Origin of the sequence: Acinetobacter sp. ANC 4204 (assembly GCF_002135205.1) — a bacterium.
Lineage (GTDB): Bacteria > Pseudomonadota > Gammaproteobacteria > Pseudomonadales > Moraxellaceae > Acinetobacter.
In genome coordinates this window covers 46,983-71,055 of sequence record NZ_NEFZ01000011.1, presented here as the reverse complement: position 1 = coordinate 71,055, position 24,073 = coordinate 46,983, and the positions used below count along the sequence as shown (strand labels likewise).

Sequence of the window (24,073 nt, the reverse complement as noted above, 5' to 3'; positions counted from 1 at the left end):
ATAATTAATCGAATAATTTTTTGAGGACTAAGTAACATAATTTAGTCATTAAAAGAAATCAAATTTCTGCTATATTGTGCAACGTTGAGATCTCTGCTCCTATCCTATTCAAATTGCACAAGGCTGTACCATGCTACAACTCGCTGATCTAAAAATTGCCATCATCGGATTAGGTTATGTTGGTTTACCTCTGGCTGTAGAGTTTGGTAAAAAAGTTTCTGTGCTGGGTTTCGATATTCATCAGAAGCGAATTGATGAGTTAAAGTCTGGTCAAGACCATACCTTGGAAGTGTCTCCAGATGAGTTGATGCAAGCAACTCAGTTGAGTTATAGCGCAGATTTAGAAGATCTAAAAAGTTGTAACTTTTATATTGTGACCGTTCCAACACCGATTGATGAATTTAAACAACCCGATCTCACTCCATTAATCAAAGCATCACAAAGTATTGGTCAGGTATTATCTGCGGGTGATATCGTTGTCTATGAATCGACCGTTTACCCCGGTGCAACAGAAGAAGCCTGTATTCCTGTCTTAGAAAAAGTATCAGGTTTAACATTCAATCAAGATTTTTTTGCGGGCTATAGCCCCGAACGGATTAATCCAGGGGATAAGCTCCATCGGGTTACGAATATTCTAAAAATCACCTCAGGTTCTACACCCGAAGTCGCTGATTTTGTCGATGAAGTATATAATCTTATTATTGAAGCGGGCACGCACAAAGCGCCAAGTATCAAAGTTGCAGAAGCAGCAAAAGTGATTGAAAACACACAACGTGATGTAAATATTGCTTTAATTAATGAACTTGCTTTGATCTTCAATAAAATGGGCATTGATACAGAAGATGTACTCACAGCCGCAGGAACAAAATGGAACTTTTTACCATTCCGTCCAGGTTTAGTGGGTGGGCACTGTATCGGGGTTGACCCGTATTACTTAACTCATAAAGCACAGTCGATGGGTTATCATCCTGAAATTATCTTGGCAGGTCGTCGTCTGAACGATGGCATGGGTGCTTATGTCGTCACCCAACTTGTTAAAAGTATGGTGAAAAAGAAGATTCAGGTTGAAGGCGCAAAAGTTTTAGTCTTGGGGCTCAGTTTTAAGGAAAACTGTCCTGATATTCGTAATACCCGTATCATCGACATTGTGAAAGAACTTGAAGAATATCATATTGATGTTGATGTATATGACCCGTGGGTGAGCCCAATTGAGGCTGAAAGTGAATATGCGATTAGCCCAGTACAGTCTTTAAATCAGCAAACGTATGATGCGGTGATTCTTGCGGTTGCCCACCAGCAATTTAAGGTGATGGGCGCTGATGCAATTCGTGCTTTAGGTAAAGAAAGCCATGTCTTGTATGATTTAAAATATGTATTAGATCAATCAGAGTCTGATTTACGTCTATAATTTATTGAATGTTTTTGGAAAATTTACGATGAACCAATATCAAACGGTCTGCGAGCAGTTACAACAAGCACCGAAGACATGGCTAATCACGGGCGTTGCTGGATTTATTGGTTCAAATTTGCTTGAAACATTATTAAAGCTGGATCAGATCGTGGTCGGGTTAGATAATTTTGCGACAGGCTATCAACATAATCTTGATGAAGTGAAAGGATGTGTCTCAGAGGCACAGTGGTCAAATTTCAATTTCATTGAGGGTGATATTCGTCAGTTTGCAGACTGTCAAACAGCTTGTACTGGTGTGGACTATGTTTTGCATCAAGCTGCTTTGGGTTCTGTACCACGTTCGATTGTTGATCCGATCACGACCAATGACACCAATATCAGTGGCTTTTTGAATATGCTGACCGCAGCACGTGATGCGCATGTTTCAAGTTTTAGTTATGCGGCAAGCAGTTCAACCTATGGTGATCATCCAGGATTACCTAAAGTTGAAGAAAATATTGGGAATCCGCTTTCACCCTATGCCGTAACTAAATATGTGAATGAGCTATATGCAGATGTGTTTGCCCGTAGCTATAGTTTTAAAGCCATTGGATTACGCTATTTTAATGTTTTTGGGCAACGCCAAGATCCAAATGGTGCCTATGCAGCGGTGATTCCAAAATGGACGGCATCGATGATTGCAGGGGATGATGTCTTCATCAATGGCGATGGGGAAACCAGTCGAGATTTCTGTTTTATTGATAATACGGTACAAGCCAATATTTTGGCAGCCACAGCCCCTGACGAGGCGAAAAACCAAGTCTATAATGTGGCTGTGGGTGATCGTACCACTTTGAATGATTTATATGCTGCAATTCAAGTCGCATTGCTTGAAAATTCGATCAACTATGCAAAATCTGCAGTGTATCGTGAATTTCGTGCAGGAGATGTGCGCCATTCACAAGCCAGTATTGCCAAAATTCAACAAGCTTTAGGATATGCGCCTGAATACCCGATTGCTGAAGGTATTCAGTTGGCAATGCGTTGGTATGTCAACAATTTGACCTGAACGGGCTGACATGATTGCGCGCCTATTCGCCAAATACCAATCGATTGGTTTAATCACCGCAAGTTTATTAGTGGGTGCGATAATGACATTTATCGCCCTGCCTTTTTTAACGCGCTTATACTCAGTTCAAGACTTTGGTGAATATGGCATTGCTTTAGCCATCGTTAGTGTTTTATCGACGGTAGCGAATTTGCGTTTAGATCAAGCGCAATTGGTAGCAGAACAACAGCATCAAAAAAGCCTCATTTTCGAAGGTGCGGTTTTTGCGACCATTATTTCATTGCTTTCGGCTGGTGTTTTGAGTTGCTTTTTTGATGGAGCAATGGTTGGGGCAATTTGTAGTGGAATACTTGCCAATACTTTGATTCAAAGCCTCTATAACTATAAGTTTTCAGTACATGCCGAATATTTTTGTGCAGGGTTGAATGTTTTTAGAAGCCTGATTGTGGTGGTGGTGCAGTTAAGTTTACCGTTATGGGTGAGCATCAGCTTGGTCAACAGTTATGCAGTAAGCTCACTGATTATGCTGCTTGTGGTCATGCTTTATATCTTGAAAAATCAGCTCTATACCGTGAGTTGGCAAGCATTTAAACATTATAAAGATTTTATCTATAGCAATACACCGCATGCACTCTTAAATAGTTTTTCACATAACTTACCTTATTATGTTGTTTCGCATTTTGTCGGGGTGCAGGCAATGGGTTTTTACGCCATTGTTGAACGTACGCTCCGTGTCCCAATTAACCTAATGTCGCAAACCCTTCGCCAATTTTTTATTCGCAAATTTAAACATGCACACACCAATCGTCAGGCTTTGCATAGCAGTGTGATTTTAAGCCTGATTTCGCTGCCATTTTTTGCAGTATTTTTTGTATTACCTGAAAGTGTTTATTTGTGGGCTTTTGGCCATGAGTGGGTCGGTATTTCAACCTATTTCCAAATTTTGGCATTGGGCTATTGGGCGGTCTTTTGTAATCCGCCCAGTTCAGCTTATCTGATTGCGAAACGAAACAGCCAAGTTTTGTTTAGACTGCAAATTGTGGAATTGATTTTAAAGTTCATTTTGTTTGCTGGGCTCTATGTCATGATGAATGATAAAATTTATATGCTTTTGGCTGTTCCTGTAGCACTCATTTTTTATAATTTTTCCATTTTATATGTGGTGTGGAGAGCAAAATTGTGATGTTTTTTAAAACTTTGAAGTTGCTCAACTGGCTCTCTGCACAGTGCCGTAAGGCGCTGTATAACATGGCTTTTTCAAGTCGGTTTAAATATTTTGGGAAGCGGACTAAGCTCGATATTAGCGGTGTCGTGAGTATCGGGGAAAATGTCTATATTGGGGATGATGTCACGATTATTGTGGAAAAGGGCGCCACGCTTTGTATTGGTGATCACAGTTTTATTGGTGAAAGCTGTTATATCAAGTGTTTTGGTGGCAAGGTTGAAATTGGACAGAATGTCAGTATCAACTCCAAATCTTTTCTCAATGGCTGTGGTGGTCTAAGCATTGGGGATAATACCCGGATTGGCACGCAAAGTATTATGATCGCCAGTAACCATAAGTTTGATGATCCTGAGGTTTTGGTCAAAGACCAAATTACTAAACAGGGGATTCAAATTGGTGAAAATATTTGGTTTGGTGCTCGAGTAACCGTGCTTGATGGCGTCAATATTGCCAATAATGTGGTCGTGGGCGCCTGTTCATTGGTGAGTAAAAGCATTCCCGAGGCGGGGGTTTACGTAGGAACACCTGCAAAAAAAATAAAATAAAACTCTGTTGGACAGAGCATATCCGTGTTGCACAATTGAGAGTAAAATAGCCCGTTGCAGTACTTTTGTTGCACATTTATCTATTTATCTTGGGTCTTTTTGATACATGGCATTGATTCGGTCAATTTTCAACACAGTGTTTGATTTAGCCTATTTTATGTTCAAGGGCAGTATTGCTTATGCGCGTAAAAAAGGGGTGACTATCGGTGAGCATTGTCGAATTTATATCAAGAGCTGGGGCTCTGAACCTTTTCTGATTCATCTAGGGAATCACGTTACAGTCACCTCAGGCGTTAAGTTTATTACGCATGATGGTAGTACCTGCCTTGTTTATGATGCGCAAGGCAAACGTTATCAACGTTTTGCCCCTATTCATGTGGGTTCTCATGTTTTTATTGGGGTCAATAGCATTATTATGCCGGGGGTCACGATTGGTTCAAATGTGGTGATTGGCGCAGGTTCAGTGGTGACTAAAGATATTCCTGATAATAGTGTAGCAATTGGAGTACCTGCCAAAGTGGTGAGCAGTTTTGATGACTTTCAAGCCAAAATTAAAACCACTTGTGCCAGTGACTCTGAGCTTGCAGGGATTCAGGACTATACTCAACGTGTGCAGCGTGCGATTGAGCTTCAAGCACAAAAACAATCTCAGCTTTAGCTTTAAGTGGATTTTATGATGTTGAATAAAGTGATGTTCTTTTTACCAACACTGGGTGGTGGAGGGGCTGAACGAACCGTCATCCAGCTGGCCAATAGCTTTGCTGAGCAAGGTATTCAGGTGGATTTGGCTGTATGTAATATACAGGGTGAAAAGGGAAAATTACGTCCTGAGGTCAGCCCTAAAATCCAACTGCTTGATTTGAACTGTGGGCGAGTGGTGAATGCTTTGATGCCACTGAAACAACAATTAAAAACAGGGCAGTACCTTGCAGTCGTTGCCACCCAAACCCATAGCAATATTATTTGTGCCTTTGCCAAGAAACTGGCAAGAGTCAAAACCAAATTAATCTTCCGTGAAGTGTCGACACCTTCGAAAAATATGAAGTTGCAAGGTTTTGCCAAGTTTGTCTTGAAAAGCCTTGTGAACTATAGCTATCCCATGACGGACCGAGTGGTTTGTGTATCCAATGGGGTGTTGGAGGATTTTCGCAAATACTATGGCTATCAACAGTCTAATTTAGTCACCATTTACAACCCCGTGATTGATGACAGTTATTTTACTAAACTTCAAGCAACTGTAACGCATCGTTTTTTTGAGCCTAATCTTAAAGTCATCATGGCGGTTGGACGTTTAACAGAAGCAAAGAACTTTGCCAATTTGATTCGTGCCTTTGCTAGGTTACATCAACAGCAGCCCAATACCCGTTTGATCATTTTGGGTGAAGGTGAGTTGCGTCAAGAACTGGAACATTTACGTGCTGACTTGGGTCTACGCGATGTTGTGGATTTACCCGGTTTTGATGCCAATCCTTATGCTTATTTTAAATATGCTGAACTGTTTGTGCTGAGTTCAAATTGGGAAGGTTTGCCAGGTGTGCTGATTCAGGCACTAGCTTCAAAAATTAAAGTGGTCAGTACCGATTGTCCAAGTGGCCCGATGGAAATTTTGGATAATGCCAAATTCGGCTTATTGGTGCCTTGCGATGATGCACCTGCATTAGCAGAGGCTATGCAGCAAGCGCTTTGTGCAGACGGTGTGCAATATACTGCGGTTGAATTTGAACAGCACTGTCAGCAGTTCCATAAAGATACGGTATTGCAACGCTATGCTCAGATGATGGGGTTGGCAGTATGAACAAACCTGTGGTTGTACATGTGATTACCAACTTCGCAGGTGTGGGTGGCGCTGAAATGATGCTGTCCCGTTTGGTTGCGCAAACGCAGGCAGAGTATGAACACATTATTATCTCATTAATGCATGTATCCAATGTTTATGCCGAAACCTTGAAGCTGTGCTCTTCACACTACAGTTTAAATTGGAAGGGTATAAACAGTTTTAGTGTCATGCTTAAACTCAGAACACTACTGCAACAGATTCAACCGAATGTGGTACAAGGTTGGATGTACCATGCCAATGCGATGACCAGTCTAAGTCTGTTGGGCATGCAACAAAAACCACCTGTTTTTTGGGGGGTTCATCATTCACTGGCATCACCTAAAGAAGAGTCGCTGAGTACCAAAGTGGCATTAAACCTCAGCAAGCTTTTCTCTCAGCAACCGAAAGGTATTGTGTATTGTGCGCATTCATCCCTTGAGCAACATCAAGCGTTTGGTTTTAACAATGCAAATCAGCAGGTGATTGCCAATGGTGTTGCCTTAGATCAGTTTCTAGTAAATGAGCAATTGCATGAACCGATCACAATTGGTTTTGCAGGGCGCTACCATACAGCTAAAGGGTATGCATATTTATTGCAAGTGATTGCTGAACTTAAAGATCAGCCGATTGTATTTAAAATTGCGGGGAGTGGTGCCAATTTAGACACCCCTGAAATCAAACAAGCCTTTGCAGAGCATCAGTTAGATCCACAAAAAGTACAGCTCTTCGATCAGGTTTCGGATATGCCGGCTTTTTATCAATCGTTGGATGCTTTTTTGATGACTTCGATTACGGAAGGTTTTCCCAATGTTTTGGTCGAAGCGATGGCCTCAGGTTTACCCTGCATCACGACGGATGTTGGGGATGCTAAATATATTGTAGAAGAGAAAGGTTGGGTGGTTGCGCCACGCGATGTAGCAGGGTTGAAAGCGGCGATTTTAAACTATGTAAAATTGTCACAGGCTGATAAGCGCAGTTTAAAGCAACAAACACGGGCGCGGGTAGAGCAGAACTTTAGTATTCAGCACGTGAGCCAGCAATACATGACGGTATGGAGACAAGGTTGATGAAATTTTTGATGATCAGTAGTTATCTACCGTCTGTACTGAACTTTCGCGGTAAATTGTTAGAGGCGATTCATGCTCAGGGTTTAGAAATACATGTCTTAGCGCCTGATTTACACGACTATCCTGATGAGTTGAATAAACTGCAGCAATTGGGTTATCAGGTACATACGCTGCCCATGCAACGTACAGGAACCAACCCAATCCAAGACCTCAAAACCTTAAAAGCGATGTATCAGTTGATTCGCCAAATTCAGCCTGATTATGTGCTGTCTTATACTATCAAACCGGTAATTTATGGCACATTAGCTGCAAGCTTGGCAAAAGTGCCCCATCGTTTTGCATTGATTACGGGTTTGGGGTATGCCTTTCAAAATGCGGAATCGGGTCAACGCAGTATTTTTCAAAAAATGGTGCATGGTCTGTATGCGCAAGCGCTCAAGCATGCACACAAAGTCTTTTTTCAAAATCCCGACGACTTAAAATTATTTCAAAGCATGCAACTCCTATCACCTCAAAAAGCGACGGTGGTGGTGAATGGTTCTGGGGTGAATGTGCAGGATTTTGCAGTACTGGATTTACCTAAAAATGAACATGGCCAAGCAAAAGCTTCTTTTTTGCTGATTGCTCGTTTATTGGGGGATAAGGGGGTGCGAGAATATGCAGAAGCGGCTCGCATCATCAAAGCAAAGCATCCAGAAGTCGAGTTTCATTTGGTGGGTTGGATTGATGAAAATCCTGCTGCGATTGCGCAAGCCGAACTAGATGTTTGGGTGGCAGAGAAAGTCGTCAATTATTGGGGTAAACTCAGTGATGTACGACCTGCGATTGCAGCCAGTTCGGTCTATGTCTTGCCATCTTATCGTGAGGGTACACCTCGTACCGTACTTGAGGCTATGGCGATGGGGCGTGCCATTATTACTACGGATGCCCCAGGTTGTCGAGAAACAGTGATCCATGGTCAGAACGGGTATTTGGTTCAGGTGAAATCGGTTGAAGAGTTGGTACACGCCATGCAAACTTTTATTGATGACCCACAACTGATGGTACAGATGGGGCAGCGTTCGCGTGAAATCGCTTTAGAGAAATATGATGTCCATCAAGTGAATGCCCACATGATGTCCGAGATGGGAGTTTAAGCATGCTGAAACGAATTTTAGATGTCGCGATCGCCTCAACTGCTTTGGTGCTGTTATCTCCTGTCTATGCGCTGGTGGCGTATAAAGTAAAAAAGAATTTGGGTTCTCCCGTACTTTTTCGCCAAACCCGCCCGGGTTTACATGGGCAACCGTTTGAAATGATTAAGTTTCGTAGCATGAAAGATGCACTGGATACAGCAGGCAACCCACTACCCGATAGTGAGCGTTTAACGCCCTTTGGTAAAATGCTCCGCGCCACCAGTTTGGATGAAATGCCAGAGCTATGGAATGTGATTAAAGGGGACATGAGTATCGTGGGACCACGCCCGTTGTTGATGGAATATTTGCCTTTATATAATAGCGAGCAAGCCAAACGCCATGATGTACGTCCCGGTATCACGGGCTATGCGCAGGTGAATGGACGTAATGCCATTTCATGGGAAAAGAAGTTTGAACTCGACACATGGTATGTCAACAATCAGTCCTTGTGGCTCGACTTTAAAATCATGCTGAAAACCGTCAAAAAAGTGCTCGCGAAAGATGATATTAGTGCCGAAGGTGATGTCACGATGCATAAATTTACAGGCAGCAAACATGACTAAGCTGTATGCCGTATATGGTGCTTCGGGGTGTGGACGTAGTTTGATGCCTGTAGCACGTCAACAATTAGCACGTCAGCAAGAGCCTGCTGAAATTGTGTTTATTGATGATGCCTTGACTGAAATTACCATAGTGAATGGTCATCGTGCCATGAACTACCCACAATTTAAAGCGGAGCCTGTATCTTTCAAAGCGGTACTGATTGCAATTGCCAACAGTCAAGTCCGTGAAAAAATTGCGCTGACACTGGAGCAAGATGGTCTTCCATTGTGGTCAGTGCAGGCAGATAATACGCTGCTGATGGATACGGTAGAACTTGGCGCAGGTGCTGCGTTGAGTCCTTTTGTCACGATTACATCCAATATTAAAATTGGCAAATGTTTTCATGCCAACTTATATAGTTATGTCGAGCATGATTGTGTGATTGGTGATTTCGTCACGTTTGCACCGGGCGTAAAATGCAACGGTAATATTCATATAGAAGACCATGTTTATATTGGTGCAGGTGCCGTGATTAAACAAGGCACACCTGCACAACCTTTGGTGATTGGTCGTGGTGCTGTGGTGGGTATGGGCGCTGTGGTGACCAAAAGCGTGCCTGCGGGCGTAACAGTGGTGGGAAATCCTGCCCGTATACTGACCAGTAAATGATAAATTTAGGAAAAACTCATGTTAAACACTGCATTTGAACCGTGGCCAAGTTTCACCTCAGCTGAAGCAGATGCGGTGTCAAAGGTCCTTTTATCCAATAAAGTCAATTATTGGACAGGACAAGAGTGCCGTGAGTTTGAAAAAGAATTTGCAGCATTTGCACAGACGCAGTATGCCGTCGCTGTAGCGAATGGCACAGTTGCACTGGATTTGGCCTTAAAAGCCCTTGGCATTGGCACAGGCGATGATGTGATCGTCACTTCACGGACATTTCTTGCATCTGCCAGTTCAATTGTGACGGCTGGTGCCAATCCTGTTTTTGCCGATGTTGAGCTGGATTCACAGAATATTTCACGCCGTACCATTGAAGCTGTGCTTACTCCGAAAACCAAAGCCATTATTTGTGTACATTTGGCAGGTTGGATGTGTGATATGGACCCGATCATGCAGTTGGCTGAGGAAAAAGGGATTTGGGTCATCGAAGATTGTGCTCAAGCCCATGGTGCATTCTATAAAGGTCAATCCGCAGGTTCAATTGGGCATATTGGCGCATGGTCATTTTGCCAAGACAAGATCATGACCACGGGTGGTGAAGGCGGTATGGTCACCACCAATGATAAAAATTTATGGAAAAAAATGTGGTCATATAAAGATCACGGTAAAAACTTTGACAGCATTTATAACAAACAGCACCCGCCCGGCTTTCGTTGGTTACATGACAGCTTTGGCACCAACTGGCGCATGATGGAAATGCAGGCTGTCATCGGACGCTTACAACTCCAAAAAATGCCAGAATGGACGCAAGTGCGTAATGCGCATATGCGTCGCGTTTTAGCAAGTTTTGAAAATAACCCTTATTTTACTGTGCCAATGCCACCTGCGAATTATGTTCATGCGGCATATAAGGCTTATGTACAAGTGAATACAGCACAATTGCCAGAAGGTTGGTCGCGCGATCGCATTATGGCGGAAATTAATGCACTGGGTGTGCCATGCTTTAGTGGTTCATGTTCAGAAGTGTATTTAGAAAAAGCCTTCGATGGAACGCCGTGGCGTCCTGAGCAACGACTGGTTAATGCCAAAAGCTTGGGAGAAAGCAGTTTAATGTTCTTGGTACATCCGACTTTGTCCGACAGCAACATGCAAAAAACGGTGGATAGTATCCAACAGGTGATCTCACAAATCTCCATGTGAAACAGCGTATAATTTGTTATGCAACTTTTTGCCTTTATCTAAACCATTGAGCCCATCGTGAAAGACATTATCCGAGTCATTGCATCTTTGCCGCGCCGTCAAAAACAAGCTGTTTTAGTGGTCATGGATATCTGTGCTTTGCCTTTGATGATGTGGCTGGTTTATGCTATTCGACTAGCCAAACCCAATGTTCCAGTCATGGAAGGCTTAGATTTCTGGTATCTGTATGTAGGTGTTTTTGGTGTTGCAATTTTTGCCTTACTCGGCATTTATAGCGCGATTGTACGCTCCTTCAATGAAGACTATTTGCTACGGATCTCGATTGCGACATTTATTCAAATTGTTGGGTTATATGCAGTTAAGAAACTTGGTTTAGCCTTTATTCCTATGAGCATTCCGCTCATGTACGGCTTTGTGCTGTTTTCTTGGATGTGGTGGAGTCGCGCTGTGATTCGCTATGCCACACTGCGTACTTTTGTGAAAAAGCAAAACCGTAAACGTGTCGCGATTTATGGTGCAGGGCTTGCGGGACAACAAATTGCGGCCGCGTTATATCGCTCGGATGACTATTTGCCCGTCTGTTTTATTGATGATAAAGCTTCGCTACAAGGGCAGTCTTTAAGCGGACTAAAAATCTTTTCACCGAAAAAGGCGCTCGGAGCATTTCGTAAGTTTCACATCGAAGAAATATTACTGGCTATGCCATCTGTAAGTCGTGCACGTAAAAAAGCAATTATTGAGTCTTTTGAACTGTCTAATGTCAAAATTATGGAACTGCCTGGTGTCACCCAACTGGTAGGTGGCCGCGTTCAAGTCTCTGACATCAGAGAAGTCGACATTATTGACTTACTAGGGCGTGATCCAGTACCACCAAAGTTAGCGCTTTTAGAAAAAAATATTAAAAATAAAGTGGTGATGGTAACTGGTGCAGGTGGATCAATTGGTTCAGAACTTTGCCGTCAGATCGTGAAGCATCAACCCAAATGCCTTGTTTTATTTGAAATGTCTGAATTTGCACTGTATTCCATTGATCGCGAATTACAAAACGCAGGTGTAGAAGTAGTGCCTATACTAGGTTCTGTGACTCACCAAATAAAATTGGAACGTATATTGCAACAGCATGCTGTGCAAACGGTTTACCATGCAGCAGCTTATAAGCATGTGCCCTTGGTTGAGGCCAACCCGTTTGAAGGGATCTATAATACTTCAATTGGTACGGCCCGTAGTGTTGATGCCGCTGTGGCTCAAGGGGTAGAAACCTTTGTCTTGATTTCTACGGACAAAGCTGTACGTCCAACCAATGTCATGGGTGCATCGAAACGGATGGCCGAATTGTATTGCCAAGGTTTAGCTGCCACAAAACCGCAAACACAAATCAGTATAGTTCGTTTTGGTAATGTATTAGGTTCATCAGGTTCTGTCGTTCCTTTGTTTAAAAAACAGATTGAAAAAGGTGGACCTGTTACAGTAACGCATCCTGAGGTGACTCGTTATTTTATGACCATTCCTGAGGCTGCGCAGTTGGTGATTCAGGCGGGGGCAATGGGAACAGGCGGAGATGTTTTTCTACTGGATATGGGTGAACCCGTTAAAATTGTTGATTTGGCTAAACAGATGATTCGTCTAAGTGGGTTTAAACCTATAGATGAAAAAGGCTTAGGGGATATTGCACTTCAGTTTACAGGATTGCGTCCAGGTGAAAAACTATATGAAGAGCTACTCATCGAATCTGAAAATGTTAGCAAAACTGACCATGAACGAATTTTAAAATCGTATGAGCATTTTTATTTTTTTGATCAAATTAACAGCGTATTTTTGCAGTTATCTGATTTATCTGAACAAGGAGATAATCAGGCAAAAATTAAAAATATCTTACAAACCTATGTAGAGGGTTACAAAACCAAAGATTTGCACAAGAATTGATATATTTTATTGATGTTAATTTGATAAAGCCTAACGTGTTCAATTAAACTATTTATACAATTCATTCACATATTTTGAATAAAATACTGAAATAGTTTTAGAATAAAGAAACATCTTATTTATCTATAGATAACCTAAAATTATTTTGCTATCAATCAATTTAAATTAAGAGCAGGAAAATATGAAATTATTGGTAACAGGTGGCGCTGGTTTTATTGGTTCAGCAGTCGTTCGCCATATTATTCAAAATACACCCCATCAGGTACTCAATGTCGATAAACTCACCTATGCAGGTAATTTAGAATCGTTGGCATTGGTTGAAAATAATGAGCGTTATCAATTTTCCCAAACTGATATTTGTGATCGCATTGCATTAGATCAATTATTTGAAAGTTTTCAACCAGATGCTGTGATGCATTTGGCTGCTGAATCGCATGTTGACCGCTCAATTACAGGCCCTGCTGCATTTGTTGAAACCAATATTATTGGAACATACCAGTTGTTGGAGGCTGCTCGTCATTATTGGAACGGTTTAAGCGAAGATAAAAAGCAAGCATTTCGTTTCCACCACATTTCAACGGATGAGGTTTATGGTGACTTAGAAGGTACAGATGACTTGTTCCTTGAGACAACACCGTATGCTCCAAGTTCACCATATTCAGCAAGTAAGGCTAGTTCAGATCATTTGGTTCGTGCATGGCACCGAACCTATGGATTACCGGTCGTTTTAACCAATTGCTCTAACAACTATGGTCCTTATCATTTCCCAGAAAAGCTGATTCCATTAATTATTTTGAATGCCCTCAATGGCAAAGCATTACCTGTATATGGCAATGGGCATCAAATTCGTGATTGGCTATTTGTAGAAGACCATGCACGTGCTTTATATAAAGTGGTTACTGAGGCTGCTGTTGGTGAAACTTATAATATTGGCGGTCATAACGAACAAAAGAATATTGATGTTGTTAAAGCCATTTGTACATTGTTAGAAGAACTTGCACCAAATAAACCAAATGGTGTGGCTCGTTATGAAGAATTGATTACTTATGTAACAGATCGCCCTGGTCACGATTTACGCTATGCAATTGATGCAAGCAAAATTCAAAAAGACCTTGGTTGGATGCCTGAAGAAAGTTTTGAAACGGGTTTAAGAAAAACCGTTGAATGGTATTTGAATAACCAAGCGTGGGTTCAACATATCCAAAGTGGTGAATATCAAAATTGGATCAATCAACAGTATCAGGTTGCAGAAGAAACAAATTAAGTTGCGTAATACTATGAAAATACTGTTGTTAGGAAAAAATGGCCAAGTGGGGTGGGAGTTACAGCGTGCACTCCAACCACTTGGAGAGGTGATTGCTTTAGATCGTCAAACAATCCCTGAGGGTTGGTGTGGTGATGTTGCAAACTTTGCAGAAATCTCAAAAGCCTTTGAACAAATTCGCCCAGATATTGTTGTGAATGCAACCGCTTATACCGCTGTAGATAAGGCTGAATCTGATGCTGAACAGGCACATCTTATCAATGCTTTAGCGGTTAAACATTTGGCTGAGGAATGTCAAAAGCATAGTGCATTGTTGATTCATTATTCAACAGACTATGTGTTTGATGGCACAGGTGTTTTGGCATGGAAAGAGGATGACCAAACTGCCCCAGTTAATTTGTATGGTCAAACTAAACGAGACGGTGAGCTTGCTTTAGAGCAAAGCGGAGTTTCATTCCTAAATTTCCGTACCTGTTGGGTCTATGCGGCGCGAGGAAATAATTTCATTAAGACCATGCTCAAATTGGCGCAAATGAAAGAAGAGCTGAATATCATCCAAGATCAAGTTGGTGTACCTACTGGGGCAGCACTGATTGCAGATGTCACGGCTCAAGCTATTCGCTATTATACTTTACAGTCGGATGAACAAAAAATACTGTTGCACGGTCATTACCATTTAGCGCCTACAGGTGAAACAACATGGTATGATTATGCACAATTTGTGTTTGAGCAGGCACGTGAACATAATCAACCGTTGATCTTAAAACAAGTGAATCCCATAGAAACACAAGCTTACCCAACACCAGCAAAGCGCCCTTTAAATTCACGTTTAAATACAGATAAGTTACAACAAAATTTTAAATTACACCTGCCACATTGGCAGCAAGGTGTAGCACAAGTATTAGAGGAACTTCTTCCATGAGTCAAATAAAACGCAAAGGTATTATTCTTGCGGGTGGGTCAGGTACACGTTTGTATCCAATTACTATGGGAACGTCAAAACAGTTACTCCCAATTTATGATAAGCCTATGATTTATTATCCTTTGTCAGTTCTAATGCTGGCAGGGATTAATGAAGTTTTGATTATTTCGACACCAGAAGATTTACCTAATTTTGAAAAACTTTTAGGTACAGGTGAAGAGCTCGGAATTAAACTTTCTTATAAAGTCCAACCATCACCAGATGGTCTTGCTCAAGCCTTTATTTTAGGGGAAGAGTTTATTGGTGAGGATAATGTTTGTCTGATTTTGGGCGATAATATTTTCTATGGTCAACACTTTAGTGAGCAACTCAAACGTGCAGCGTCACAAGTTAGCGGTGCAACAGTCTTTGGTTATTATGTAAATGATCCTGAACGTTTTGGTGTAGTTGACTTTGATGCGGAAGGAAAGGCTCTCAGTATTGAAGAAAAGCCTGAACAACCAAAATCAAACTACGCGGTAACGGGTTTATATTTCTATGACAACAAAGTCGTTGAAATTGCTAAAAATATTCAGCCGTCACACCGTGGTGAGTTGGAAATTACGGATGTAAATAACCTTTATTTACAGCAAAATGAGTTGAATGTTGAAGTGCTTGGCCGTGGTTTTGCGTGGTTAGATACAGGTACGCATGACTCATTGCTCGAAGCAAGTCAGTTTGTACAAACCATTGAACACCGTCAGGGTTTGAAAGTGGCGAGTTTGGAAGAAATTTCTTTCAACAATGGATGGATCAATGCCGATCAGCTCAAAGCGCGTGGAGAGTTCTTTAAAAAGACGGGCTATGGTCAGTACTTGCTTAAATTGCTTAAAGAGCATCAAGCATAAGCATTGCTAGAAAAAAAAGACTAGATAAAACTGAGTGATACGAATGAATATTATTGAAACAAAGATTAATGGCCTACTCATACTTGAACCACGCGTGTTTGGTGATGATCGTGGTTGGTTTATGGAAAGCTTTAACCAAAAAAACTTTGAACAAGCTTTAACAGAGCGCGGTCTTGAGGTTCCAAATTTTGTTCAGGATAATCATTCGTACTCTCAAAGTGGTGTACTGAGAGGGTTGCATTACCAACTGAATCCACATGCTCAGGGCAAATTGGTACGTGTAGTACAAGGCCGTGCTTGGGATGTGGCTGTCGATATTCGCCAAGATTCTCCTACATTTGGTCAATGGGTTGGTGTAGAGCTTACTGGTGAAAACCATAAGCAGTTCTGGATACCAGCAGGTTTTGCACACGGTTTTGTGGCTCTTGAGGATAATACGCAGTTCTTATATAAAACAACGAACTATTACTCTAAAGAATGTGAAAGAAGCATTGTTTGGGATGATGCCGATATTGCGATCGAATGGCCTATTGAAAGTGGTCTGGAATTAAAGTTAACCGATAAGGATAAGTTTGCTCCGACATTTAATGAAGCTAAAAACACGAAAAATGTATTTTAATTGGTGAAAAGATGAGTCCGTTGGTTTCAGTAATTATCCCTAGTTATAATCATGAGAAATTCTTAAAGGAAAGAATTGATAGTGTTTTAAATCAAACTTTTCAAGATTTTGAACTTATTATTTTGGATGATTTATCTCCTGACAATAGCCGAGAGATTATTGAAAGTTATAGGGCTCATCCTAAAGTTAGTCAGATCATTTATAACGAAAAAAATTCAGGTTCGACATTCTTTCAGTGGAATAAGGCTGTATTATCACTTGCAAAAGGTGAGTTTATATGGATTGCTGAGTCGGATGATGTTGCTGACCCAAAATTTTTAGAAGCATTAGTGCCAATGCTACAGCAACATTCTGAGGTTGTACTTGCATATAGTCAGTCAGCTAAAATGGATAGCGAAGGGAAAATTACAGGAAGCTGGTCAGAATGGACGCAAGACTTAGCTACAGGAAAATATTTTAATGATAGTTTTCAGATGAATGGGCAAGAGTATATAGAGAAATTTCTTATTCATAAAAATACGATTCCAAATGCAAGTGCTGTATTATTTCGACGGAAAACTTATGTAGAAATTGGTGGTGCTATAGTTGATATGAAAACAAATGGCGATTGGGATTTATGGTTAAAATTTTTATTGTTAGGCGATGTATATTTCCATAATCAAATGTTGAATAAGTTTAGATATCATTCTACTAGTGTTATTGCACAGGCAACGAAAAATAAAAATAGTAAATTTTTCAGAAAAAATAATCTTGTAAAGCAATCAATTGAGCTACGAAATTCTTTTGCTAATTCTTTTTCAAATCGTGGAATTAGTAATGTAAATTTATACAATATCAATAATAGGTACAAAAGACAGGATTCATTAATATTATATTTTACAGCATTCTGTCTATTTTTTATAAGAAAATAAAATGGATAAAAATATAAAAAGAGAAGCCTTGTATTTATATGTAATACAGATCTCGAATTTTATTATTCCTCTTATTGCATTTCCATTTTTGACAAGGGCACTTGGCGTTGAAGGTTTTGGCAAACTTGGATTTGCTCAAACTATGTATTTTTTATTCGTTTTTATTATAGATTTTGGCTTTAACCTGACAGGTGCAAAAAGTATAAGTTTATATAAAGATAAAAGAAATAATCTGAATGCCTTGTATACAAATATTCAGTCTGTAAAATTCTTTCTATTTTTAATTTTATCTTTGTTAGTGATTCCCATCGTGTTTATGATGGGATACAAAAATATAGATTCGATAATTATTGGAATAGCACTCCTAGCTTCATTTAGTTCTTTTCTTATTCCTAATTATATTTTTAATGGATTAGGTATAAATTCTATATTAGCATTTACTACAGTATTAATAAAAAGTTTATTCTTAATACCCGTTTTTTTTGTTGTAAATACACCAGAGGATATTCTTCTTGCTGTAGTTTTACAAATAATGTCTGGGTTGGTTGTAGGTCTGACTATCCAATACATTATTCATAGAAGGAAAATTGTTAAATTTAAGTCAAAGCTCATTAAAAAGAAGCTGTATATCATTGAAACCAAAAAGAGCTTTGATAACTTTATAGCATCTTTTTTTACATTAGGTTTCACTTATTTAACTCCAATTCTAATTAAAGTTATGCTTGGTGATGCCGCACTTGGTCTTTATGCTGTAGTTGATCGTTTAATTGCTGCATTTAGGCAACTTTATGCACCAATTACACAGGCATTTTTTTCTAAAGTTTGTATTGCCTACGAAACAAAAAGCAAAGAATATATTTTGATGCTAAGAAAAATAAGCATAATTTTCCTTGCGTTGGGGGCTTTAGCTTTTTTAGGTAATCTACTCCTTGGGAATATTTTATTACCTATGCTTTTTGGTGAAGCTTATGATGTATATTATTATTTATTAATCGCAATTGTGATACAGGTGGTAGTATCATTTGCATCAATATTAGTAAATTTTGTAATTATACCTAGTGATAATACTTTCATTTTAAAGAAAATATACTTCTCAGCAGTTATTATATACTTTCCTTTATGCTGGTTTTTATTAGATATATATAAACTTAATGGTGTTTTCTTCTCAATGTTGTTCATTGAGTTGTATGTACTAACTTTTTTAATAGTTTATCTTAATAAGAAAATGATAGTATTAAGGGGAATATAGTTGTGGGTCTATTTTTAATGTCAAAGTATAGAGTGATTTTGAGAATCTTTTAATATGAATCAAAATTTTATAATCGAAGATAAAGCAGTAACAATTACAGATAGTGTTCTGAAGTTTTTAATTTTTGTTACAGTGCTTTTACCTACTGGTTCTATATTTGGTGTTAACTTGAAAATGCTTTCATTGGGAGCTTTTCTTTTATTGCTAATTTTAGTCAAAAAAAATATAGTTATTCTAAAAACAGTTTTCTCATTAGTTCCTGTTGCTTTGTTTTTACTAGCCTCAAGTCTATATTCTTTTATTATATATAAATATGATAGTTCATATATTTTTTTTCAGGCTAAAGATATCCTTGTTTTCTTTTTGATGTTTTATATCTTGATGCAATATGCGAGATTTGAGAATAAATATCAATATATAGCAGATACTATAGTAAAGTCTTTGTATTATGTTGGTTTAATTAAAATTATTATACTTTTATATTCTTTTTACATTGGTGTTCCAGTTTCGTTTGTAATTCTTAATATATCTGATTTTCTTAATGTTCCTATTATGACTTATGATGTTGAAGATACATATATTTCAAGAATTAACTTCACATCAGACTTAATCATACCAATATCTATTTTTTATTTATTGATGAAATTTTACAGAAGAGGTCACAGTAAAATTGATACTTTTATGCTGATTATTATTCTTTTTTCAGCATTTATAACTATGTCGAGATTTCAATGGGCTTTCACTCTAGTAGCGATTATATTTGCAATTTTACTGAACATTAGTAATAAGAAATCTTTTATTACTTTGCTTTTTTTGACATCTTTGGCTTTTTTATCCTTAACTTTTCAATCAGTTCAAGACGCATTGTTAGCCCGGTTCGATGAGAAATTAGTGAGTGCATCAGATTTTGAAAGGATTATTCAGCGACAGGGCATAGAACAAGCAATTTCAGAAGCACCACTATTTGGAAATGGTATAGGGTATTATATTCCAAACCTGATCAGAAGTGATTTAGCAAAATATTCCTACGAATTACAGTTACATGCTCTGATTATGCAACTTGGATTTTTTGGCTTTATTATTATTTTGCTTATGATTTTAATTCCGCTTATTAAATCAGCAAATGGTTTAAGCTTGAATATATTTATTTGTTATTCTGGACTTGTTGTAATTTGGATTAGTAGCTCGCTATTTAATCCAATGCTTTTTTCCTCATCTGCTGGTGTTGCAATGGCTTTGTTTTATATGATATCTAAGCTTTCGTGGCTTAGACATCGTTCTTCCAAATATATTTAGTTTTAAGAATATAATAGTTGAAATATTATGAAAATTTATGCAGTAATAATTACATTTAATCCTAATGTAGATAATGTGTCTAAATTAGCCCAGTCATTGTTATTACAAAATGTAAACGTTGTTGTGGTAGATAATAACTCGAAGAATAAGAGTGATTTAAATTCACTTATGTCAACTCATTCCATTATGCTTAGTGATAATGTAGGAATAGCTAAAGCCCAAAATGTTGGGATTGATTATGCTGAAGAGAATAATGCTGAATATGTAGTTTTCTTTGATCAAGATAGCTCTATCCCTGATAATTATATTGATGACCTAATATCTGATTATAAGCAGCTAGAAATCCAAGGTTTAAAAATAGGGGCTATCGGTCCACGTTTTATTGATGAGCGATTTGGCTTTTATTATAAAACAGTAAATATAACTAAACACGGTTTTAGGGAAAAAATGGATGTGTCAAGCATAGATTATCCTAAGCATTCAGCTTTATTGATTTCCTCAGGTTCTTTAGTATCAGTAGAAACATTAAAATCAATTGGGTTGATGAGGGAAAATTATTTTATTGATTATGTAGATACTGAATGGTGTATACGTGCTGAAGCAAATGGATACAAGAACTATGTCTCATCTAAAGCATCTATGATGCATACCATTGGTGATGATGTCCTACAATTTAAATACTTTAATGTTCCAGTACACTCACCTTTTAGAAGGTATTATAGAGTTAGAAACGCTTACTATATGTATAGAGAACCTCATGTTCCCAAACTTTTAGCCATTCGAGAAATAATTTTTAATCTTGTACATCAATTAATTTTAATTCTATTTATATCTAAGAAAAAAGAATATATTGCATCATATTTACGTGGTGTGAAAGATGGAATTTTGCATTACGAGCGTCATAAAAATGGTTAGTGTTATCGCCTCTATTGTTTTATATAAACATAGTTATTTAGATTTAAAGCCAACTTTAGACAGTTTATTGGCTACGCCGTCGCTTTCAAAGGTTATTTTAGTTGATAACGATGAAAGTACTTGGGCTAAATCATTTAGCCATTCGAAAGTTGTTTATGTTAAGTCAGAGGGAAACTTCGGCTTTGGCTATGGCCATAACTATGCGATTAAGCGCTTTGCACAAGATGCTGATTTTTTTCTAGTCTGCAACCCGGATATTAGTTTCGATATGCGTCAGTTTGAGCAATTAATTGAGTTTGCTGCCAGCCGTCCTGAGGGTCTTTTTTTACCTAGAATTGTTTATGCTAACGGTGAAAATCAATATGGGGCAAGACTTCTACCTTCACCACTTAATTTATTTGCACGTCGTTTTTCCCCAAAATATGCTGAAATACTTGATCATAGTTTTTTACTCAAAGATTTTAATTTATCTAAAGCAATTTTTGCACCTTATTTACATGGATGCTTTATGCTTTTTAGATCTGAAGCACTTATAGCACTGGGTGGTTTTGACGAACGTTTCTTTATGTATATGGAAGATGTTGATATTTCAAGGAGATGTGCAGATAACTTTGGAAATGTCTACTATCCATTTGTACAAGTAGTGCACGCACATGAGCAAGGGTCTTATAAAAACCCTATATTATTAAAAGCGCACTTAAAGAGTGCGTGGCAATATTTTTGGAAATGGGGATGGTGTTACGATAGTGGACGAAGAAGAATGAATTCAAGATGTTTTGAGCAACTAAAGTGAATACTACTATAAATTGTAGCTATTGGTTTCAAAATTTAGTACTTAATTTATACAAACTGCTCTTTGAGAAACTTAAATTCTTGGTATAGTGGTAAATGTAAATAATATCATTTTAATTATAGGGTTGGGGTAACTTCTTGTGTCTCATAAGAACGAGCTTTTCAACTAATTTACACTTTATAAAAGATAGACTTTTATTAAGCCTGCGCAACAATATTATAGGCAAAAAATGGCTTCAAGGTTACACGCATCATATGTGTCAATATTACAACGTTTTTGTGATGTTGTAGCAATTTATTTGGGCTTTTATTTTATTTCTAAAATAAATAATATTCCTGTAGATAATAGAACGCTTTTAATGTTTTTGAGTGTGGTCAGTTTATTTCAGCTCATTGGTGGCTTGACTGATTTTTATCGCTCATGGCGTGGTGTTAGCCTATTTAATGAATTAATTTTTTGTCTTAAAAATATTCTATTAAGTGTTGTTTTGGCAAGCCCAGTTCTTTTTCTTTTAGGGAAAATAAATTTACAGATTGTTATATCTTACTTTATTTGTGTCGTTTTTATTATGTCTGCGCTGCGTGTTTTTATTCGATTGGCATATGCATTATTTTTTAAATATTTTATTCGCGCAAATGATGTCCTGATATTAGGTAATACAGACAAAGCGTTGAAACTATTTCAAGACTTAAAGCACTCAGAGTGGACAGGTTTTAACCCAATAGGTGTGTTCTCATTTAGACAGGACTATGACCGCTTTGTTTATTCTGGTGGACTTGATGATGCGATGGAGATTGTTCACAAACAAAAAATTAATAAGGTTTATGTGGTGATCAATCAAGATAATATTGAACAAGCTGATCAAGTAATTAAGTCTTTAGCAGATACTACATGTTCAACAGTAATTATTCCTGAGTTGTTCTCGCATGACTTTTTATACTCGCGTGTTGAAGATATTAATGGTACGCCGATCATTCCAATTATAGATACTCGTTTAACAGGTATTAATACTTTACTGAAGCGCATTGAAGATATTTGTTTTGCACTGGTTATTTTACTGTTGATTTCTCCAATTTTAATTGGTATTTCAATTGCTATTAAATTGACATCTAAAGGTCCGGTTTTCTTTAAGCAGACGCGTTATGGTTTAAATGGAAAGCCGATCTTAGTTTACAAATTTAGAAGTATGAATGTCATGGAAAATGGAACAAAAGTAACTCAGGCCATTAAAAATGACCCTCGGTTGACCCCAATAGGTGGCTTTTTAAGACGGACATCTTTAGATGAACTACCGCAATTTTTTAACGTTTTATTAGGCAGTATGTCTGTTGTAGGTCCGCGTCCACATGCAGCAGCGCACAATGAAGAATATCGCAAACTAATCACGGGCTACATGCTTAGACATAAAGTGAAGCCTGGTATTACGGGCTTAGCACAGATTCGTGGGTGGCGTGGGGAAACAGATACTCTGGATAAGATGGAAAAGCGTGTTGAATGTGACTTGGAATACATCCGAACTTGGAGTCTTCTATTGGATATTAAAATTATATTTTTAACGGTGTTTAAGGGTTTCATTAATAAAGCTGCATATTAAATATTTGTGTTTTCAATATTTGATACGTTTATACAAACTTTGGGTTATTTGCACTATTTTTAAACATTTTGAAATAAAAAATAGTGTAGTGTTAATAAATAATTTTTTGATGAAAAAGTGTAACTTCGATGATTAAAAAAGCGATTCTTCCTGTGGCTGGACTAGGTACCCGATTCTTGCCTGCAAGTAAAGCGATTCCTAAAGAAATGGTTACTGTGGTAGACCGCCCAGCAATTGAGTATGTCATCAAAGAAGCAGTAGCTGCTGGGGTCGAGCAAATCATTTTAGTCACACATTCATCGAAAGCATCTATAGAAAACTACTTTGATCGTAACTTTGAATTAGAAGCGATATTAGAACAAAAAAAGAAGTTTGATTTACTTAAAGAAATTACCGACATTTTACCTGAAAGTGTAAGTGTTGTTAGTGTACGCCAACCACAACCTTTAGGGCTTGGCCATGCTGTTCTTTGTGCTAAATCTATTGTTGGTGATGATGATTTTGCTGTGCTCCTGCCTGATGTCTTGGTTAAAGATAGTGATACGCGCAACGATTTAAGCTTAATGATTGAGCGTTATACTAAGTCAAACGCAGCCCAAATTATGGTTGAAGCTGTCCCTGATAGTTTGGTTGATCAATATGGCATTGTCGATGTTGCTGAAATTCCTGCTGAAGGCGAAAGTTATGTCATGCAAGGAATTGTAGAGAAACCTGCAATAGGTACGGCTCCTTCTAATTTGTCAGTTGTTGGGCGTTATGTATTGCCTGCACAGATTATGACTTTATTAGAACAAACACCGAAAGGTGCTGGGAATGAAATTCAACTGACAGATGCGATTGCAATGCTACAGCAATCAAAGCCTGTTGAAGCATATCGCATGAAAGGACGAACGTTCGACTGTGGTAGCAAAATTGGCTATTTGAAAGCAGTTTTACATTATGGTGTTGACCATCCCAAGTTAGGTGATGAGTTTAAAGCACTGATTAAAGAGTTAGAGTTATAAAAA

23 protein-coding genes are annotated in these 24,073 nt (G+C 38.4%); all 23 read left to right on the top strand.

Going from position 1 to position 24,073, the window contains the following annotated elements; genetic code table 11:
• Positions 1–130 precede the first annotated feature (130 nt).
• Positions 131–1,408 (top strand): Vi polysaccharide biosynthesis UDP-N-acetylglucosamine C-6 dehydrogenase TviB, encoded by a 1,278-nt coding sequence (tviB, locus tag B9T36_RS17485; RefSeq protein WP_086210718.1) that lies wholly within the window; start codon positions 131–133, stop codon positions 1,406–1,408.
• 28 nt (positions 1,409–1,436) lie between these two features.
• Positions 1,437–2,459: an NAD-dependent epimerase/dehydratase family protein gene (locus B9T36_RS17480; protein ID WP_086210717.1), complete on the top strand. Its 1,023-nt coding sequence runs from the start codon at positions 1,437–1,439 to the stop codon at positions 2,457–2,459.
• Positions 2,460–2,469: 10 nt separating this feature from the next.
• Positions 2,470–3,642, top strand: coding sequence for a lipopolysaccharide biosynthesis protein (locus B9T36_RS17475; RefSeq protein WP_086210716.1), 1,173 nt, complete (start codon positions 2,470–2,472; stop codon positions 3,640–3,642).
• Positions 3,642–4,229 carry an acyltransferase gene (locus tag B9T36_RS17470; protein WP_086210715.1) on the top strand — a complete coding sequence of 196 codons (588 nt, stop codon included), beginning with the start codon at positions 3,642–3,644 and terminating at the stop codon, positions 4,227–4,229. Before B9T36_RS17475 ends, B9T36_RS17470 begins: the two co-directional genes overlap by 1 nt.
• A gap of 106 nt (positions 4,230–4,335) precedes the next feature.
• Complete coding sequence (locus B9T36_RS17465) at positions 4,336–4,887, top strand: acyltransferase (RefSeq protein WP_086210714.1); 552 nt, start codon at positions 4,336–4,338, stop codon at positions 4,885–4,887.
• Between the two features lie 15 nt (positions 4,888–4,902).
• Positions 4,903–6,024, top strand: a complete 1,122-nt coding sequence (locus B9T36_RS17460; RefSeq protein WP_228147028.1) for a glycosyltransferase — start codon at positions 4,903–4,905, stop codon at positions 6,022–6,024.
• Positions 6,021–7,112 carry a glycosyltransferase gene (locus B9T36_RS17455; RefSeq protein ID WP_086210712.1) on the top strand — a complete coding sequence of 364 codons (1,092 nt, stop codon included), beginning with the start codon at positions 6,021–6,023 and terminating at the stop codon, positions 7,110–7,112. The genes B9T36_RS17460 and B9T36_RS17455 overlap by 4 nt, the downstream gene beginning before the upstream one ends.
• Positions 7,112–8,248, top strand: coding sequence for a glycosyltransferase family 4 protein (locus B9T36_RS17450; protein WP_086210711.1), 1,137 nt, complete (start codon positions 7,112–7,114; stop codon positions 8,246–8,248). Before B9T36_RS17455 ends, B9T36_RS17450 begins: the two co-directional genes overlap by 1 nt.
• Positions 8,249–8,250: 2 nt before the next feature.
• Entirely contained in the window at positions 8,251–8,850 is a 600-nt protein-coding gene (locus B9T36_RS17445; RefSeq protein ID WP_086210710.1) for a sugar transferase, read from the top strand.
• A complete protein-coding gene (locus B9T36_RS17440) occupies positions 8,843–9,499 on the top strand; it encodes a NeuD/PglB/VioB family sugar acetyltransferase (protein ID WP_086210709.1) in 657 nt (218 codons plus the stop codon). The genes B9T36_RS17445 and B9T36_RS17440 overlap by 8 nt, the downstream gene beginning before the upstream one ends.
• Positions 9,500–9,517: 18 nt before the next feature.
• A complete protein-coding gene (locus B9T36_RS17435; RefSeq protein WP_086210708.1) occupies positions 9,518–10,693 on the top strand; it encodes a DegT/DnrJ/EryC1/StrS family aminotransferase in 1,176 nt (391 codons plus the stop codon).
• A 57-nt stretch (positions 10,694–10,750) separates the two neighbouring features.
• Positions 10,751–12,616 carry a polysaccharide biosynthesis protein gene (locus B9T36_RS17430; protein WP_086210707.1) on the top strand — a complete coding sequence of 622 codons (1,866 nt, stop codon included), beginning with the start codon at positions 10,751–10,753 and terminating at the stop codon, positions 12,614–12,616.
• A gap of 181 nt (positions 12,617–12,797) precedes the next feature.
• Positions 12,798–13,880 carry a dTDP-glucose 4,6-dehydratase gene (gene rfbB / locus B9T36_RS17425; RefSeq protein ID WP_086210706.1) on the top strand — a complete coding sequence of 361 codons (1,083 nt, stop codon included), beginning with the start codon at positions 12,798–12,800 and terminating at the stop codon, positions 13,878–13,880.
• 13 nt (positions 13,881–13,893) lie between these two features.
• The gene (gene rfbD / locus B9T36_RS17420) at positions 13,894–14,802 is read left to right on the top strand and encodes a dTDP-4-dehydrorhamnose reductase (RefSeq protein WP_086210705.1); all 909 of its coding nucleotides are present in this window, start codon (positions 13,894–13,896) and stop codon (positions 14,800–14,802) included.
• Complete coding sequence (rfbA, locus tag B9T36_RS17415) at positions 14,799–15,689, top strand: glucose-1-phosphate thymidylyltransferase RfbA (RefSeq protein WP_086210704.1); 891 nt, start codon at positions 14,799–14,801, stop codon at positions 15,687–15,689. The genes rfbD and rfbA overlap by 4 nt, the downstream gene beginning before the upstream one ends.
• Before the next feature lie 43 nt (positions 15,690–15,732).
• A complete protein-coding gene (rfbC, locus tag B9T36_RS17410) occupies positions 15,733–16,308 on the top strand; it encodes a dTDP-4-dehydrorhamnose 3,5-epimerase (protein WP_086210703.1) in 576 nt (191 codons plus the stop codon).
• 11 nt (positions 16,309–16,319) lie between these two features.
• Positions 16,320–17,219, top strand: a complete 900-nt coding sequence (locus B9T36_RS17405) for a glycosyltransferase family 2 protein (RefSeq protein WP_086210702.1) — start codon at positions 16,320–16,322, stop codon at positions 17,217–17,219.
• A gap of 1 nt (position 17,220) precedes the next feature.
• Positions 17,221–18,468 carry an oligosaccharide flippase family protein gene (locus tag B9T36_RS17400; RefSeq protein WP_086210701.1) on the top strand — a complete coding sequence of 416 codons (1,248 nt, stop codon included), beginning with the start codon at positions 17,221–17,223 and terminating at the stop codon, positions 18,466–18,468.
• Between the two features lie 54 nt (positions 18,469–18,522).
• Positions 18,523–19,764, top strand: a complete 1,242-nt coding sequence (locus B9T36_RS17395; protein ID WP_086210700.1) for an O-antigen ligase family protein — start codon at positions 18,523–18,525, stop codon at positions 19,762–19,764.
• Between the two features lie 27 nt (positions 19,765–19,791).
• The gene (locus B9T36_RS17390) at positions 19,792–20,679 is read left to right on the top strand and encodes a rhamnosyltransferase (RefSeq protein WP_086210699.1); all 888 of its coding nucleotides are present in this window, start codon (positions 19,792–19,794) and stop codon (positions 20,677–20,679) included.
• A complete protein-coding gene (locus B9T36_RS17385) occupies positions 20,672–21,472 on the top strand; it encodes a glycosyltransferase (RefSeq protein WP_086210698.1) in 801 nt (266 codons plus the stop codon). Before B9T36_RS17390 ends, B9T36_RS17385 begins: the two co-directional genes overlap by 8 nt.
• Before the next feature lie 256 nt (positions 21,473–21,728).
• A complete protein-coding gene (locus tag B9T36_RS17380) occupies positions 21,729–23,066 on the top strand; it encodes an undecaprenyl-phosphate glucose phosphotransferase (protein WP_322853536.1) in 1,338 nt (445 codons plus the stop codon).
• Positions 23,067–23,194: 128 nt separating this feature from the next.
• Complete coding sequence (galU, locus tag B9T36_RS17375; RefSeq protein WP_086210696.1) at positions 23,195–24,070, top strand: UTP--glucose-1-phosphate uridylyltransferase GalU; 876 nt, start codon at positions 23,195–23,197, stop codon at positions 24,068–24,070.
• Positions 24,071–24,073 lie beyond the last annotated feature (3 nt).

Bases quoted from the DNA above. Each gene is read 5' to 3' on its own strand.
- B9T36_RS17400 (WP_086210701.1), top strand. From the start codon at position 17,221: ATGGATAAAAATATAAAAAGAGAAGCCTTGTATTTATATGTAATACAG.
- B9T36_RS17440 (WP_086210709.1), top strand. From the start codon at position 8,843: ATGACTAAGCTGTATGCCGTATATGGTGCTTCGGGGTGTGGACGTAGT.
- B9T36_RS17390 (WP_086210699.1), top strand. From the start codon at position 19,792: ATGAAAATTTATGCAGTAATAATTACATTTAATCCTAATGTAGATAAT.
- galU (WP_086210696.1), top strand. From the start codon at position 23,195: ATGATTAAAAAAGCGATTCTTCCTGTGGCTGGACTAGGTACCCGATTC.
- B9T36_RS17435 (WP_086210708.1), top strand. From the start codon at position 9,518: ATGTTAAACACTGCATTTGAACCGTGGCCAAGTTTCACCTCAGCTGAA.
- tviB (WP_086210718.1), top strand. From the start codon at position 131: ATGCTACAACTCGCTGATCTAAAAATTGCCATCATCGGATTAGGTTAT.
- rfbB (WP_086210706.1), top strand. From the start codon at position 12,798: ATGAAATTATTGGTAACAGGTGGCGCTGGTTTTATTGGTTCAGCAGTC.
- B9T36_RS17405 (WP_086210702.1), top strand. From the start codon at position 16,320: ATGAGTCCGTTGGTTTCAGTAATTATCCCTAGTTATAATCATGAGAAA.
- rfbA (WP_086210704.1), top strand. From the start codon at position 14,799: ATGAGTCAAATAAAACGCAAAGGTATTATTCTTGCGGGTGGGTCAGGT.
- B9T36_RS17470 (WP_086210715.1), top strand. From the start codon at position 3,642: ATGTTTTTTAAAACTTTGAAGTTGCTCAACTGGCTCTCTGCACAGTGC.
- B9T36_RS17465 (WP_086210714.1), top strand. From the start codon at position 4,336: ATGGCATTGATTCGGTCAATTTTCAACACAGTGTTTGATTTAGCCTAT.
- rfbD (WP_086210705.1), top strand. From the start codon at position 13,894: ATGAAAATACTGTTGTTAGGAAAAAATGGCCAAGTGGGGTGGGAGTTA.
- B9T36_RS17450 (WP_086210711.1), top strand. From the start codon at position 7,112: ATGAAATTTTTGATGATCAGTAGTTATCTACCGTCTGTACTGAACTTT.
- B9T36_RS17475 (WP_086210716.1), top strand. From the start codon at position 2,470: ATGATTGCGCGCCTATTCGCCAAATACCAATCGATTGGTTTAATCACC.
- B9T36_RS17385 (WP_086210698.1), top strand. From the start codon at position 20,672: ATGGTTAGTGTTATCGCCTCTATTGTTTTATATAAACATAGTTATTTA.
- B9T36_RS17445 (WP_086210710.1), top strand. From the start codon at position 8,251: ATGCTGAAACGAATTTTAGATGTCGCGATCGCCTCAACTGCTTTGGTG.
- B9T36_RS17460 (WP_228147028.1), top strand. From the start codon at position 4,903: ATGATGTTGAATAAAGTGATGTTCTTTTTACCAACACTGGGTGGTGGA.
- B9T36_RS17395 (WP_086210700.1), top strand. From the start codon at position 18,523: ATGAATCAAAATTTTATAATCGAAGATAAAGCAGTAACAATTACAGAT.
- B9T36_RS17455 (WP_086210712.1), top strand. From the start codon at position 6,021: ATGAACAAACCTGTGGTTGTACATGTGATTACCAACTTCGCAGGTGTG.
- B9T36_RS17480 (WP_086210717.1), top strand. From the start codon at position 1,437: ATGAACCAATATCAAACGGTCTGCGAGCAGTTACAACAAGCACCGAAG.
- rfbC (WP_086210703.1), top strand. From the start codon at position 15,733: ATGAATATTATTGAAACAAAGATTAATGGCCTACTCATACTTGAACCA.